The sequence below is a fragment of the Kribbella catacumbae DSM 19601 genome, from assembly GCF_000372465.1.
GTDB lineage: Bacteria > Actinomycetota > Actinomycetes > Propionibacteriales > Kribbellaceae > Kribbella > Kribbella catacumbae.
On record NZ_AQUZ01000008.1, the window covers coordinates 1 to 14,429 of the forward strand.

The window sequence follows — 14,429 nt, forward strand, 5'->3', positions numbered from 1 at the left end:
CTACAGCTGGAGTCACGCGTTCGGCGTCGCGTCGCTGGTGGGCGCTCGGTCTGATCGCCGCGGCGCAGTTCATGGTCATCATGGACACGTCGATCATCGGAGTCGCGCTNCCNGAGATACGGNCGGATCTTGGCTTCNCNCCACAGGCGTTGTCGTGGGTGTTCAATGCCTATGTGGTCGCGTTCGGCGGCCTGCTGCTCCTTGGCGGGCGGCTGTCCGACCTCTTCGGCGCACGCCGGATCTTCTCGACCGGCTGGATCGTCCTGCTCGCCGGATCGGTCCTCGCCGGCGCGGCGAACGGCGTCGGCCTGGAGTTGACTGGCCGGGCGGTTCAGGGCGTTGGCGCGGCGTTGATCGCCCCATCGGCGCTCACGTTGTTGATGATGTTGTTCGGCTCCGAGCCGAAGGAGTTGACCAAGGCGCTGGCCCTCTATGGCGCCGCGGCACCGGCCGGGGGCACGGCCGGAGTATTTCTCGGTGGCGTGATCACCGAGTACGCGAGCTGGCCATGGGTCTTCTACCTGAACATCCCGATCGCAATCGCCGTACTGCTAGCCACTCCCGCCCTCATGCCGGCCGCGGTCGCTCGCCGCGGAAGCGTTGACCTCGTAGGCGCACTGACTGCCACGGGCGGGATCGGCGCCGCTGTCTATGCGATCGTCCGCGCACCGGAAGCGGGCTGGGCGAGCGGCGAGACGCTGCTGGTCGGAGCGGCGGCTGTCGCGCTACTGGTTGCCTTCGTGGCGGTGCAGGCCCGTCGCTCCGAACCGCTGATGCGGCTCGCGATCTTCCGCGCCCCGAACCTGGCCGCGGCCAATGTCGCCCAACTGCTGCTGGGAGCTGCCTGGGTACCGATGTGGTTCTTCCTGAACCTCTATCTGCAGCAGGTGCTCGGCCTGAGTGCCTTCCCCAGCGGTTCCGCCTTGTTGCCGATGACAACTTTCATCATGCTCGGCATGATCGTCGTCGCGCCCCGGTTCATCGCCCGCTTCGGTCCGAAGCGGACTCTGGTCACCGGCATGACGGTGCTCACCGCCGGGCTGGCCGGCCTGTCCTTGATCCGATCCACCGGGTCCTTCTGGGTCGACGTGCTGCCGGCTTCGTTGATCGCAGCGGCAGGTATGTCGCTCGCCTTCATTCCCAGCCTGGGCATCGCGCTCTCCTCGGCGCGGCCCGAAGAAGGAGGACTTGCCTCAGGAATTGTGAACACCAGTTACCAGATCGGCTCGGCGCTCGGCCTGGCCGCCATGACGGCGGTCGCCGCGGCAGCCGGCGCCGACCAGCTAGGCGACCCCGGCGCGCTGACCGACGGATACTCCGCCGCATTCCTCGGCGCCGCCGTCATCGCCGCAATTGGCGCGATCCTCGCCGCCGCAACACTGCGCACCGCCAAGCCCACCAACAAGAAGGAGACCGCAGATGTGCTGAAGTGAATCCAGGTGTGACCCCGATCGGAGCCAACGCGCCGGCCAGACCCACGCAGCACAGGGTCAGGCCGGCGCTTCGCTGTCACATCCGGTCATCGCAGCGCCACTGGACAACCAGGACCTCCGGCCTAGTGCGTGAGGCGGCGTGCGCTGTAGCCGGTGCTGGTGATCGCGTTGTGGATGGCGGATGGGTCGACGCCTGGTGAGGCGATCTCGACGGTGGTGCGGCCGGTTCGTACGTCGGTGGTGGATGAGGTGACGCCGGGGACGTCCTCGACGGCGTCGTCGACGAGGAGTCCGCAGCTGGAGCAGTGCATTCCGGTGACTTCGAAGATGAGTTCGGTGGCCACAGTCAGGCTCCCTGGAAGATGACGCGGCCGCGGTACATGCCCATCCCGCAGGTGTAGCTGAGAGTGCCGGGCTTCGGTGTGCCGATGTCGATGGTGGCTTCGCCGGTCGGCTCGAGGACGAGTTGCTTGTCCAGATCGGGTACCACGAGCGATCGCACGCAGCCGCCGGTGTTGTTCGTGGCGATCACCAGGGTGGTGGGGATCCCGGCCTTGGCCGTGACGATCTCGGGCTGATACCCGTCGCTCCGGGCCTGGATGGTGACGAGTTGGCGGCCGTCGGGCGCAGTACGAACAGTGTCTGCCGGTACTGCGCTCGCCGCTGAGGTGGTGGAGCCATCTGGCCACCAGCCGCCGAGTCGGATGCCGGAAGTGAGGGTCCAGAGCGCTACCGCGAGGATGACGACGCCAGTGGCAATGCTGAGCCTGCCCTGCCAGAGGCGCGCGGTAGAGCGCAGTACCACGCCGATGACGGCGAAGAGTGGCCCTGTGCCCAGGACGAATCCCGCCATCACCGCCGCGCCGGCAACTGGCGAACCGGAGGTGATGGCCACGAGTTCCATGCTCAAGGTGACGCCGCAGGGGATCAGGACGGTAAGGAATCCGAGGATTGCAGGTGCGGTGGCGCTGCTGGACTTGGCGGATCGGCGGACGCGCTTGCCCCACGCCGTCGGTGCGTGTGGGACAAGGCGGCGTACGGCGGAGACCCCGAGCAGGTCTAGCGCGAAAAGCACCATAAGCAGCGCCGCCGCTATAAGTAGCAACGCCTGTACGTGAGGGCTCGGCTGGATCGCAGCTCCCACGATGCCGAGTGCTGCGCCCAGCAGACTATGGGAGATGAGCTTCGCGCCGAGGAAGGCGCCTACGGGAGCGAATGGTCCGACGTGGCGGTGGCTCTCGTTGGACAAAGCGTCGTGGCGGCGGGTGACGGCGCTGGCGAGCAGACCGCCTTGTACTGCGGCGCAGGAGGCGCCACCCGCCAGGAGACCGGTGGTGAGGCCGGTGACGAACAAGGTCATGGAACTAGCCATCAGGCAGGATCCTTCTGTGTGCCGCGGTATTGATACCGCGGTGATGACGGACGATGCAGGGCGAGATAGCACCCACGGGGGGTGCTGGGTCAGCTGCTAGGTCCGGTTCACACAGAGTTGATGAATGTCGGGCGGTCTAGCCGCCGGCTGGTCAACACGAACAGCACACGTCGGGGTCGCTGGCATAGCGATCTTCCCGTTGACCAGGAGATCCCCGAGCGGAGCAGGCGTCGACCCGCTGTCCGGCGTGGCCGGGTGGCACTGCTGGCTGGTGTCCATGCAATGGCGTGTGGTCTCGTGCCCGTGATGATCGGCGAGATCCATCGTCGGCTCGCCGTGCTGTTCCATCCCAGCCATCGTTGCCATCGGCACTGAGGACTCTTCGTGCGAGGGCGACCAACCGCTACCCGCAAAGCAGATCAGGGCAAGCAGGCATGCCATCAGCGCCCAACGCGCTTGAGCCGACACCCGAACCGCCGCGGACATGCCCCAGATCGTAGATCAACTAGATGCATGGACCTCAATGCGCGCCCTCTTGAGCCACCGCCGCCACCCTGGACGCGGTCATCACCAAGGACGCCCACTACGGCAAGACCTGGCCGAGAGGTCTTGGATCTAGTTGGTCGTGCGGGCTGTTGCAGGGTTGCGGTTGCCCGAGGGTGGTGGTGGCGAGGTAGAGCCAGGTGGGGCCCCAGAGTAGGCCGAGGAGGGGGAAGTGTACGGCGGGTGCTGGGGTGTAGAAGGATGCGGCGATGATGCCGGCGAGGAGGACGACGAGGGGCAGGAGACGGTCGACAGCCGGGTGCCCGACCGCGAGTGCGACTACGCCGTACGCGATCTGTACGACAGCACCGACAACACCGATGAAACCGGCGAGCTGTGCAAGCTGGGATCGGGACATGTTGACACGCTCCTGGTACTGAATGAGCTCAGGTGTTGCGGGCGGTGAAGCCAACGACGGCAATCGACGCTCCGTAGATGCCAATCGCCAGCGCCATCACGGGCGTGAGGATCAGCGCGAGCAGGGCCGCCGTCACCAGGCCGGAAGCAAGTACGGCGATGCTGAAGGGCGATCGACGGGCCCGTACTTCGGCGATGCCCGCCACCAGCATGGCGAGGGCGGAGACCAGCGTCCCGAGGCCGAAGAGCAGCCCGGTCGCCAGGCCGACGGTCGCGTCGTCCAGCGGCCGATCGCGCAGCGGGATGCTCGCGATCTCACCCGCGAACAGGAGCAGCGTGGCGCCCGCCGCCAGCGTTAGCCCACCCCGGCCTGCCCGGGTGCCGGCTCGGTCGCGTACAGCCCACAGTCCATAGGCGATGAGCACGTGGAAGACGGCGTAGAGGAGGGATACCCAGAGGAGAGCAGCCGGCGACCACGGGTAGGAGAACCGGTCGTCGGAGACATCCGTGAGCGGGATGACGAGAGCCTGGACGGCAACGCCGCAGACCAGGGTGAGAAGGCCGCCCGCGACGAGGGGCGTGACGACAGTACGGGTCGGGGTGAGCTGGGTGGACATGGTGACCTCCGGTTCGGGGACTGTGAGGTCCAGCGTCGACCTCGGCCCGGCTTCACACATCGGTCAAGACCCGCGTTCGCACTACGTGCCAGCACCTACCGCGAACAAGGCCGAACCCGCTCCCACACCCGACGTTCTGCTGCCACACTCGCACCATGGCAAGGGGAATCGTCGTGGCCGTCGTGGCGCTTACTGTGGCGTGCGAGGTGGCCGCGGTGTCCCTCGCCACCGACTCGCCCGTCGTCCGTGTCGCCTACGCGGTGTACGCCGTCACCCAGGCCGTTGCCGGCGCCCTGATCGTGTGGCGCCATCCCCGGCACGTGATCGGATGGCTGCTCGCCGGCTTCGCGCTCTGGAACGCCGCGGTCTCGGACGCTGCCTTGGCGTACGGCCAGCGGGCGGCCGTCAATGGATGGCCGCTCGATGACCTTGCCCAGCTGACCGCGCTCGCGTCGTGGATCATCGCCGGGGCGGGCCTCTGGGCTCTGTTCCTGCTGTTCCCGGATGGGCGGCTGCCCGGCCGGCGCTGGTGGGCGGTCCCGATCGGCTGGGCGGTCGGTGCCGCGCTGGCCATCCCGGGCTGGTCGCTCAACCCCGTGCTGGGAAGCGAGTTCGAGTCGGGAGTGAACCCCTTCGCCCGCGACGACATCCCGACCGGTCTGATGTTCGCGGTCGGGGCGGCCCTGATCGGCGGCAGCCTCGTGTTGTCGGTGGTGGCGTTGGCGTTGCGCTTCCGGCGATCTCACGGCGTCGAGCGTCAGCAGATCAAGTGGGTGCTGCTTGCGGCCGGGGTGCTCGGCGTCCTCCTGCCGGTCTCGTCGGCACTGTGGACCACGTGGCCGCCGATCCAGGTGTTCGTCGCCCTTACCTTTCCGCTGCTCCCCATCGCAGCCTGCGTCGCGCTGCTGCGCTACCACCTGTACGACATCGATCTGGTGGTCAGCCGCACGGTCAGCTGGGTGCTGCTCACAGTGACGCTCTTCGGAGGCTACGCCGCGGTGGTGCTGATGGCGGGTCTGGTGTTCGCTTCACCCGCCTCGGCCGCGCTCGGAGCGTTGTTCGTGGCGGTGGCCTTCCGACCGTTGCGCGAGCGGTTGCAGAACGCGGTTGACCGCCGGTTCCGGCGTGCTCGCTACGAGGTGCGCCAGGCGATGTCCGACTTCGTCGACCGGGTACGCCGAGGTGAGGCCGCGGCGGACGACGTCGTACAGGCGCTGCGGTCGGCAGTAGGCGACCCTGATCTCGAACTCGTACTCCGACCGCGCTCGGCGTACGACGTCCCTCCCGGCCGTACTGCGCTGCCGGCGGGCCCTGCCGTCGTGATCCACCGCGTCGAGGACTCCGGTCTGGTCGCCGACGGCACCGATGCGGGGCGGCTGGCGATCGAGATCGCGGCGCTCCAGGGCCAGCTTCGGCATCAACTCGTCGAGCTCGCGGCGTCCCGGTCGCGCGTCGTCGCCGCCGCCGACGAGGGGCGCCACCAGATCGCCCGCGACCTCCATGACGGCGCCCAGCAGCGGCTGGTCGCGATCGGGCTTGGACTGCGGCATGTCCAGCACAGGCTGCGGGACGACCCGTCCGAGGACGTCAGCCGGGATCTGGATGGCGCGGTCGCCGAGATCACCAACGCCATCAGTGAGTTGCGCTCCCTGGCCGGGGGCCTCCGGCCGGCCGCCCTGGAGTCGGGTCTCGGTGCGGCCCTGCGGGACCTCGCTGCCCGTACGCCGGTCACCACCACCGTGCGGACAACCTCCGAGCGGTTCCGTCCGGACCTGGAGTCGGTCGCCTGGTTCGTCGCCTGCGAAGCGGTGACGAACGCGGTCAAGCATGCCGCGGCCGCCGCCCTCACCGTCGAGGTGAGCCGTGATGGCGACAGCCTGCTGGTCGTGATCGGCGACGACGGCCGTGGCGGGGCCGAGGTCGGTCGAGGGTCCGGCCTGCTTGGACTGTCCGACCGGGTTCTCGCCCGCGGTGGCACCCTGACGGTGGACTCGCCGGCCGGTGCCGGGACCCGAGTGGAGGCGAGACTGCCATGCGAGTGATCGTGGTCGAGGACCAGGCACTGCTTCGCGAGGGCCTCGCCCGGTTGTTCACTGACGCGGGGCATGAGGTCGTAGGCCGGGCCGGTTCGGCCGAGGGCCTCGACGAGCTCGTGACCTCTGGGCGGCCCGATCTTGTCGTCCTCGACATTCGGATGCCACCGACCTTCACCGACGAAGGGCTCGTCGCGGCCCGGCGCCTCAAGGCCTGCGACGATCCGCCGGGCGTACTCCTGCTCTCGCAGCACGTCGAGACCGACCACGTCGTCGACCTGGTCCCGCATCCAGGGTTCGGCTACCTGCTCAAGGACCGTGTCCTCGAGGTCGACGAGTTCATGGCGGCCGCCGAGCGGGTTGCGGCCGGTGGGTCGGCTTTGGACCCTCAGGTTGTCTCCGCGCTGGTCGCTCAGCGCGGACCGGGGCCGCTCGACCGGCTCTCCGAACGGGAGCGAGATGTGCTGGCTCTGATGGCGGAAGGCCTCAACAACGCCGGCATCGCCGACCGGCTGGTGCTCAGCCCGCGCACGGTCGAGGCCCATGTGGCGCACGTGCTGGCCAAGCTCGACGCCCCCGAGTCCAACGACTCCCACCGGCGAGTGCTGGCGGTCCTGGCATACCTCCAAACCACACGATGAACCCGCGCAGGCGGCGTCATACGTTTGCCTGGCAGGCTGCGCGGGCTAGTTGTAGGGGTCGTAGCCAGTGATGGGCTGCACTTGGCGCCGCGGCACGGGGCCGCTCGCGATGTCGTAGGTGACCGTGGCGGCCTTGTCCGGAGACCGAGGTCGCACCGGGGTTGCCGTCCGCTGTGAACTTCGGGTTGTGCAGGTGCGCTCGGCCCGAGCGTCCTGAAGTCTTCGCTGTCAGCGTCAGAGGAACAGCTATCGGCCGGCCTCACGGTCGCCGAACAGCAGCGAGCCGAGTCCTCTTCGGAGTCCTGGCTTATCGGCGACCCGGCGAATCGCCAGCAGAGTTCCGGCGACGTACGGCTCCGCGGTAGAACCGGGATCGTGGCGCATCACGAGTCGTTCCCCTGGTGCACCGAACACCACCTCGGTGGTCACCACGAAGCTGGGTAGCCGGACGGAATGGATCCGGGTGCCGCCAACCTCGGCACCACGGGCCTCGACCGGACCGTGCAGCTCCGGGAGCGGGATCGCCGCCTTGGGCCGGCGCACACTTCCGAGGGCCTCAGCAATCTCCCGTGACGTGCCGCTGGGGACATCGGGTTTCTGGTCACTGGCGTAGTCGAGCACCTCCCAGTGCTCCAGATGCTCTGCAGCCATCGACGCGGCACGCAGCAACACAGCCGCCATCACAGAGAAGTTTCCTGCCGCGATCACGCCGACGGCACGGTCGCGCGCCGTACGGTCGAGCTCCGCATAGTCGGCAGCGGTCAGTCCGCTCGACCCCACCACGACATGGATGCCGGCCTCGATCGCCGTGACCACGTTCGTCTTGACGGCGGCCGCACTGGTGAAGTCCACCACCACGTCCACCGGAGCTGATCGCAGGGCCTCTGCGACCGTCGCGTAGATCGATCCAGCGGCGGTCGAGCCTGTGACCGTCGATAGGTCCTGACCGGCCGCCGACCTGGACACTCCGGCGGTGAGCGTCAGGTCATCGGAGGCCGCGATCGCGGCGACGATCGGCGGCGCGGTCCAGCCGGTGATGCCAGCGAAACAGACATTCGTCATGACAAGACCCTACGTGGCGGGTCACTCGGCGGGTCCGCGACTCAGCAAGACCTGCGGTCGACGCTCCACTGATGTCCGCGCGCACTGCTCGTCGGGAAGAACTGGGCACGATGGTCTGAATCGCTCACATGGTCGGGGTCATCGGCCTCGGGCGGTCTCCTCTGCTAGTTGGGTTGCCTTGGTCATGCCGTTGGTCATGTAGCGGCGGCACAAGGGGGCCAGGATTCGGCGTATGAGGGCTCTGCGGCCGGGACGGTGGCGTCGCCGGTCTTGACCAGTGTCATGGTTATGTCTTTACCAGTTACTCGCGGCGGGCTTGGAGGAGGACTGCGGCGAGGAGGACGGCTGCACCGGTGAGGCTGAGAGCGGTCAGGTGCTCGTGGAACGCGAGTACGCCGATGAGTGCGGCTAGGAGTGGTTCGATCAGGGCGATGACGGCGGCCGTGGACGCGCGGATCGCTCTGAGTCCGGTGTAGAACAAGGCGTAGGCGAGTGCGGTCGGTACGAGACCGAAGTACGCGAGCAGAGGCCAACTGTCCGGTGCTGGGGTGATTCCTGTTGTCATTGCCAACGGCAACAAGATGAGTGCGCCGGCGGTGAAGCCGAGCAAGGCGCTGGTGATGGGGTCTTGCTGATCGCGACTGAGCAGGGTGGTGAGCGCGTAGCCGGCCCCTGACAGGAGTGAGAAGGCGATGCCCGCGATCGATGCGCCGCCGGTGCCTCCACCGCCGGAGATGAGAAGGGCCAGCCCGAGTACTGCGAGTAGCAGCGTGCCGGTGATGCGTTCGCGAGCACCCAGAGCGATGAAGAGTGGGCCGACGCCGAGTGAGATGACGGTGGCGACGGCGACGCCGACTCGTGGGATGGCGGCGAAGTACCCGAGTTGGCAGACAGCCAGGCCTAGGCCGCTGAGGAGGTAGCGCAGTGGGGCGGCCGCGAACTGGCGGGCGATCCGGCCCCGCCGAAGTAGGCGGCAGGCGGCTGCGAGCCAGATGGCACCGCTGAGCAGGCGCCAGAAGGAGATCGCTGTCGAGTTCAGGCCGCTGTCTTGGAGGAGCAGGGCGCCGGTGGGGCCGCCAGTGCCCCAGGCGATTCCGGCCAGGGCGACGTACAGGAGACCACGCGCCGAAGACGGCGCGAGACGGTGATGCATCAGACACTCCACGGTGTTCGCAGGAAGAGATCGGGGCGTCTGCGAACAGCCCAAAGAAGCCCAGGTCAGAACCCTGGGCGCGCTGAGGTTGGCCGTCCGCTAAGCGGCGGCCGGCGGAGTGATGATTCGATGCATGTTCGCGACCCTAGCAACCCGCCGACCCGACCACCGAACCGTTTTCGAGCTGCAGGTACGAGGCCCGCCGACGCTATGCGTTCTGCGGTCGTTTTTCTGCACGCAGTGCCAGAACCCATGGGACCGGATCGTTGCGTGGCTCGGCGGCCTGGGTGATGCTCAGGCCTGCTGCAGTGAGTGAGTTGAGCAGGTCGGCGAGTGGTAGGTGTCGCATGCCGAGGCGTTGGCGGATGCCATCCTTGCCCCACCAGGGCGCGGGCGGATGTGGGCCGGCGGTGCGGTACGTCGGGTGGATGATGCGCCGGCCATCGTCGCGGGCTTCGGTGTGTGGGCCGTTGAAGCATGGGTGGGCCCCGTAGTACGCCAGGACGCCGCCCGGACGCAGTACGCGGGCGGCCTCGCGGAGTACCGAGGTGAAGTCGTCGACGTCGGTGGAAAGCCATAGGACCGCGACAGTTGTGAAGACCTCGTCGGCGAACGGCAGAGTGGCGGCGTCGGCCTGGACAAGGGCCTCCCCGCAGGCGGTGCGTGGTCGGGCGAGACGCAGCTGGTCCGCGGAGTACTCGAGGCCGATGACGGTGCGTCCGGTGGCGCGCAGCGTCTGCAGATTCTGGCCGGTACCGCAGCCGAGATCCAGGCACAGGCCGACTCCCTGGCCGAGCAGATCCATCAGAGGGGAGCGATTGGCGTCGGCCGCGGCGGCGTTTTGTTCGTCGTACCAGTCGGCGAGGCCGTCATAGCGCGCGGGCGGCTTCAGTATGCGTGTCATAGCGAACTCCTCTCGGCGCCTCAATCGAATCACCGTAGGCACGGCGCCTGCCGAACCGTCGACCGGGTGTCGGCCGGAGGTCGGTTGCACCGGGTGGCAATTAGCATCCGGGGCTATGAATGCCTTGCGTATCGAGCAACCTGTTGATCTTGAGTTGGTGCGGAGCTCCTATGACCGTGTCGCTGACAACTACGTCGAGATGAATCTTGGTGACATCACGGCATATCCCTGGTTGCGGACGGCGATCGACGGGTTCGCGGCTGCGGTGCGGGGGCTTGGGCCGGTACTGGATGTGGGGTGTGGTCCTGGAAGCGTGACTGCGTATCTGGCCGAGAGCGGGCTCGATGTGTCCGGGGTCGATCTGTCGGCGCGGATGATCGAGCATGCTCGGCGGTTGCATCCTGGGCTGCGGTTTGACGTTGCTTCGGCGACCGAGTTGGAGTTGGTGGAGTCGTCGCTCGGGGGGATTCTTGGGTGGTGGTCGCTGTTCAATCTGCCGCGGCACATTCTTCCCTCGGTGATCGAGTCCTTCGCCCGGGCGTTGGTTCCGGGTGGGCATTTCATCATCGGAACCCACCTGGGGGACGGCGAGATCGTACGGACCGAGGCGTACGGCGCAGTACCGGTCAGCTGGACAACTCATCTGTGGCAGCCCGATGAGCTCTGGGCCATTCTAGGGAAGGCCGGCCTCGATCCGGTGGCCGAACTGCGGCTTACCGAGAGCGTGGCCGGCGTTCCTTCCTTGGTGCTCGTCGCCCAACGAGCTCAGATTTCTTTGTAGTACCTGGTTGCTGGGAAGGGCGTGCAGCCGAGGCTTTCGTACAGGGCGCGGGCCGGTGCGTGGAATTCATCCCCACCGGTGCCGATCTCGATGACTTCGACGCCGCGGTTCTTCAGGGCTGTGAAGGCGTGTTCGCAGAGGGTCTTGCCGAGTCCATGCCTGCGGTGACTCGAGGCGATTGCCAGGATGTCAATTTCGCCGTGGCGCCTTGCTGGGTTGAGGTTCCAGGCGATGTAGCCGACGATGGCGCCGACGTCCTCTGCGACGACGACGTACCGGTTCAGGTCCGGGTCGTGGAGGGTTCGAGACCTGCTTAGGCCACGGTGTAGACGCTGATCTCTATGAGGTTTGCGTCGGGGTGCGGATGTAGACGCTGGTGATTGGGCCGAGGCTCCGGTTCCCGGGGACTGGGCCCTGCTCGAGTTGTATGCCTGCGGTCGTCAGGCGGTGTTGCCAATTCCCAAACCACGGGCGTTCCGGTATGCGCGATAGCGCCCTATGGGGCCAATAGCCTGCTACAGCGCGCCATCGGCCCCAGAATCCGCCATCGGTAAGCCGCAAACCGGCGTGGCCGGCATGGATGAAGGGTGATCTGGCCCGCCTGGCTCGGGCTTGGCCGCGTACGCCGGTACGTAGCCCTCCGGCCGATGTCGGGAAGGGGCCGGACATCCGTGCATACCCGTCTTCGGGTAGCAAGCGCTTCCCTCGGTGTGTCGGGGCGTTGGGAGCGGGGTGTGGGTGCGCGGCGGTCCGCGCGCTTGTCCGTGCACCTGCCTGCGGGTCGGCGTCAGCGTGGTACCTCCCCCGAACCGCTTTGCCACCGGGTCTTGGGCCTGGGCCCTGGCTCCAGGGAGGATGGGGCGCATGGACGAGGACTTCACGGTTGAGCAGGCGCGACTGGTGGAGGTCGAGGCTGAAGCTGAGGCCGAGCGGATTCGGCAGGAGGTCAAAGATGCCGCGGCTGACCCGGTGGTTCAGGAGGAGTGGATCCGGCAGTCGAATCTGATTTACGGCGGGCTGGTGGGCGCCGGGCTGGTGGTGGTGCAGCCGTTCTTGACCGAGGATTCGCTGGATCCGTCGGCGATGGTTTGCGTGATCGCAATCGCTGTCTCGATCCCGTTGCTCGCCGCGCTCCTGATGCTGAATCGGCAGGAGGCGTTTCGTCGTCGGGTGAGCAAGTCGCTGGCTGTCGAGGTGGCCAAGTCGGTGGCTCAAGGCTCGGCGTACGTCGGCATCACGGCGGGCTTCTGGCATATGTCCATGGTTGCCGGGATCGTGTTCCTGGCCGTGGGAGCCGTCGCGCTGGGAGTTCACTCCTCGGGGTACACGCAGCTGGAGTACGACCCGAAGTTCCGCTCGCTATTCCGTCCCCGCAAGCCACAAACGAAGGACTAGCCGCGATCTGAACTCGTGCCGTCCGCGGGTTTTGTGTGGAGGACTTCACGGACCTGCTCGGCGGCGCGGAGGATGCTCTCGCTGATGAAGTCGCTGAAGCGGGCGATGTTCTCCAGGCGCGCGGCGGCCGGAGTACCGGCGCCGAGGACGCTGACGCCCTGCCGTGCGGTCTCGGCGATCTGGGCGCTGCCGCGGGCGCTGGCGATCGTCGACTGGTACCAGACGTCGTCGTCGACGAAGTAGCGCTCGCGGTGGCGATCGTCTCGGCCAACGTCGCGGCGTTCCCGGCGGAGGAGGCCCTGGGCTTCGAGGAACGTGATCGCCTTGGAGACCGACGCCGGGCTGATCTGGAGGTGCTGGACCAGTTCGGCCGCGGTGACGCTGCCCGCGTCGGCGATGAGGAGGCAGGTCAGCACCCGGGCCATCATCTTGGGCAGGCCCTGTTGCATCAGCAGGGTGGTGAACGCTTCCTCGTACTCCCGCACGGCCTCGTCGTCCCGCCCGTGGCCCTGCGCCAGCGCTCTCTGCTCCCGGGGTGGCGTTTGCGCGCGCCGATGGGCGCGGCGCTCCGCGGCACGCTGGGCCAGGTCGGCGCGGTACGAGGTGGGGCCGCCGCTGCGCATCACCTCACGCGTGATCGTCGAGGTGGGGCGGTCGAGACGCCGGGCGATCTCCGCGTAGGCGAGGCCGTCGGCCAGCCCCAGCGCGATCTGCTGACGCTCCTGCTGGGTGAGTCTGCCTCCCGACACCGGGATCCCCCTTCTTCGAAGGCCGCCAGCGTAGCGTTCGCCGCTGCCTGATGCAACGCTGACGGCGATGCAGCATTGCGTTTGGTTCATGGCTGTTGCAACGAAATATAGCCTTTGACCTGCGCATATGCAGTCTCTACGCAACGAAGCAGTTGTCAGATTCACAAACGCAACGTAGCGTTCTCGATATCAGAAACAACAACAGAGACCAGGAGAACATCATGCAGAAGTTCGAGACCCCCGCCGCTATCACCGCCGTCGTGGACATCCCCGCCGGGCGCATCCAGGTCATCGCCGCTGACCGGGCCGACACCACCGTCGAGGTCCGGCCGGCCAACGCTTCCAAGGGCCGCGACGTGAAGGCCGCCGAGCAGACCAAGGTCGAGTTCAGCGACGGCGTACTGCGGATCGTGGCCCCGGAGGGGAAGAATCAGATCCTCGGCGCGTCCGGATCCATCGAGGTGACGGTCCAGCTGCCCACCGGTTCCAGCGTCGAGGCCAAGGCGGGCGCTGCCGAGTTCCGGGGTGTCGGACGGCTCGGCGACGTCGCCTGCGAGGGCGCGAACGGCGAGGTCAAGATCGACGAGGCCGCGAGCATGCGGCTAGCCGCCCTGGCCGGTGACGTCACGGTCGGCCGTCTGACCGGGTCCGCGGAGATCAGCACCCAGAAGGGCGACATCCACGTCGCCGAGGCCACCGCAGGCAAGCTCGTACTGCGTACCGTGATGGGCAACGTGACGGTCGACGCCGCCCCCGGAGTCTCCGCCTCGCTCGACGCCGGTACGAGCTACGGCCGGGTCAGCAACTCGCTGAAGAACACCGAAGGCGCCACCGCCGGCCTCACCATCCACGCCACCACCGACCACGGCGACATCACCGCCCGCAGCCTGTAACACGCAGCCTTTAAGGAGGGCCTGAGTGGCGGCAGATCACGTACCAGCTGGTGATCCTCAGGGATCTGGGATGGTCTCGGTCTGGTTCTGTTCGGTGAGGGACAAGTGGCTCGTCACGCGGTAGCGGTCACCGCGATAGGCCGCGCGGGTGTACTCGAAGAGCCGGCCGTGCTGGTCGCGGGTCACTCGTTCGAGGACGAGGATCGGTGCGCCCTCGGTCAGTCCGAGGAGGCCGGCCTCGGTGGCATCCGCTGCGGCTGCTTCGTGGACCTGTTCGGCGTCCGTTGGGAGTACGCCGTACTGCTCGCGCAGCAGGGCGTAGAACGATCCGGTTTCGATCGCCCCGAGATCGAGCGACGGGACGAGCTCGTCCAGGACGTGAATGATCTCCAGCGACAGCGGTTCACCGTCGACGAGCCGCTGGCGGGCGATTCGCACTTGGCGTCAGGCGCTCCAGGCCATCAATGGGATGCTCGGCGGGGGCGCGTGAGCGCGG

At 67.5% G+C, this 14,429-nt stretch carries 15 protein-coding genes and 1 pseudogene; 6 read left to right on the forward strand and 10 right to left on the reverse strand.

What is annotated here, in order from left to right; all coding sequences use genetic code 11:
• Positions 1–80 precede the first annotated feature (80 nt).
• Positions 81–1,433 carry an MFS transporter gene (locus A3ES_RS46840; RefSeq protein ID WP_475008780.1) on the forward strand — a complete coding sequence of 451 codons (1,353 nt, stop codon included), beginning with the start codon at positions 81–83 and terminating at the stop codon, positions 1,431–1,433.
• A gap of 122 nt (positions 1,434–1,555) precedes the next feature.
• Here A3ES_RS46840 and A3ES_RS0110765 read toward each other — a convergent pair whose 3' ends face one another.
• The 4 genes from A3ES_RS0110765 to A3ES_RS0110785 form a co-directional block, all read right to left on the reverse strand.
• On the reverse strand, positions 1,556–1,777 hold the full coding sequence (locus A3ES_RS0110765; RefSeq protein WP_020386813.1) for a heavy-metal-associated domain-containing protein: 222 nt from the start codon (positions 1,775–1,777) through the stop codon (positions 1,556–1,558).
• Between the two features lie 2 nt (positions 1,778–1,779).
• Positions 1,780–2,805: an urease accessory protein UreH domain-containing protein gene (locus A3ES_RS0110770; protein WP_157630449.1), complete on the reverse strand. Its 1,026-nt coding sequence runs from the start codon at positions 2,803–2,805 to the stop codon at positions 1,780–1,782.
• A 583-nt stretch (positions 2,806–3,388) separates the two neighbouring features.
• On the reverse strand, positions 3,389–3,706 hold the full coding sequence (locus A3ES_RS0110780; protein WP_020386816.1) for a hypothetical protein: 318 nt from the start codon (positions 3,704–3,706) through the stop codon (positions 3,389–3,391).
• Positions 3,707–3,734: 28 nt separating this feature from the next.
• Complete coding sequence (locus A3ES_RS0110785; protein ID WP_020386817.1) at positions 3,735–4,322, reverse strand: hypothetical protein; 588 nt, start codon at positions 4,320–4,322, stop codon at positions 3,735–3,737.
• 155 nt (positions 4,323–4,477) lie between these two features.
• Here A3ES_RS0110785 and A3ES_RS51175 point away from each other — a divergent pair, with 155 nt between their 5' ends.
• Together A3ES_RS51175 and A3ES_RS0110795 are read left to right on the forward strand one after the other, a co-directional pair.
• Positions 4,478–6,364 carry a sensor histidine kinase gene (locus A3ES_RS51175; RefSeq protein WP_083933340.1) on the forward strand — a complete coding sequence of 629 codons (1,887 nt, stop codon included), beginning with the start codon at positions 4,478–4,480 and terminating at the stop codon, positions 6,362–6,364.
• Complete coding sequence (locus A3ES_RS0110795) at positions 6,355–6,996, forward strand: response regulator transcription factor (protein WP_020386819.1); 642 nt, start codon at positions 6,355–6,357, stop codon at positions 6,994–6,996. Before A3ES_RS51175 ends, A3ES_RS0110795 begins: the two co-directional genes overlap by 10 nt.
• 246 nt (positions 6,997–7,242) lie before the next feature.
• Here the strand turns inward: A3ES_RS0110795 and dapB are convergent, their stop codons facing one another.
• The 3 genes from dapB to A3ES_RS0110810 all read right to left on the reverse strand — a co-directional run bounded on the left by dapB (position 7,243) and on the right by A3ES_RS0110810 (position 10,115).
• Positions 7,243–8,058: a 4-hydroxy-tetrahydrodipicolinate reductase gene (gene dapB / locus A3ES_RS0110800; RefSeq protein WP_020386820.1), complete on the reverse strand. Its 816-nt coding sequence runs from the start codon at positions 8,056–8,058 to the stop codon at positions 7,243–7,245.
• Positions 8,059–8,359: 301 nt separating this feature from the next.
• Positions 8,360–9,211 carry an EamA family transporter gene (locus A3ES_RS0110805; RefSeq protein ID WP_020386821.1) on the reverse strand — a complete coding sequence of 284 codons (852 nt, stop codon included), beginning with the start codon at positions 9,209–9,211 and terminating at the stop codon, positions 8,360–8,362.
• Between the two features lie 208 nt (positions 9,212–9,419).
• Complete coding sequence (locus A3ES_RS0110810; protein ID WP_020386822.1) at positions 9,420–10,115, reverse strand: class I SAM-dependent methyltransferase; 696 nt, start codon at positions 10,113–10,115, stop codon at positions 9,420–9,422.
• 115 nt (positions 10,116–10,230) lie between these two features.
• On the opposite strand from A3ES_RS0110810, the gene A3ES_RS0110815 reads away from it, so the two are divergent.
• Positions 10,231–10,896: a class I SAM-dependent methyltransferase gene (locus A3ES_RS0110815; RefSeq protein WP_083933342.1), complete on the forward strand. Its 666-nt coding sequence runs from the start codon at positions 10,231–10,233 to the stop codon at positions 10,894–10,896.
• Here A3ES_RS0110815 and A3ES_RS57020 read toward each other — a convergent pair.
• Positions 10,881–11,201, reverse strand: a pseudogene (locus A3ES_RS57020) (GNAT family N-acetyltransferase); the annotation flags it as partial. The gene A3ES_RS0110815 and the pseudogene A3ES_RS57020 overlap by 16 nt on opposite strands.
• A gap of 559 nt (positions 11,202–11,760) precedes the next feature.
• Here A3ES_RS57020 and A3ES_RS0110825 point away from each other — a divergent pair.
• Entirely contained in the window at positions 11,761–12,291 is a 531-nt protein-coding gene (locus tag A3ES_RS0110825) for a hypothetical protein (RefSeq protein ID WP_020386825.1), read from the forward strand.
• Here A3ES_RS0110825 and A3ES_RS0110830 read toward each other — a convergent pair.
• On the reverse strand, positions 12,288–13,040 hold the full coding sequence (locus A3ES_RS0110830) for a GbsR/MarR family transcriptional regulator (RefSeq protein WP_020386826.1): 753 nt from the start codon (positions 13,038–13,040) through the stop codon (positions 12,288–12,290). The two genes, A3ES_RS0110825 and A3ES_RS0110830, sit on opposite strands and share 4 nt — an antisense overlap.
• A gap of 152 nt (positions 13,041–13,192) precedes the next feature.
• Between A3ES_RS0110830 and A3ES_RS0110835 the strand changes: the two genes are divergently transcribed.
• On the forward strand, positions 13,193–13,933 hold the full coding sequence (locus A3ES_RS0110835) for a DUF4097 family beta strand repeat-containing protein (RefSeq protein WP_272944610.1): 741 nt from the start codon (positions 13,193–13,195) through the stop codon (positions 13,931–13,933).
• Between the two features lie 57 nt (positions 13,934–13,990).
• Here A3ES_RS0110835 and A3ES_RS46855 read toward each other — a convergent pair whose 3' ends face one another.
• Complete coding sequence (locus A3ES_RS46855) at positions 13,991–14,371, reverse strand: GntR family transcriptional regulator (protein WP_020386828.1); 381 nt, start codon at positions 14,369–14,371, stop codon at positions 13,991–13,993.
• Positions 14,372–14,429 lie beyond the last annotated feature (58 nt).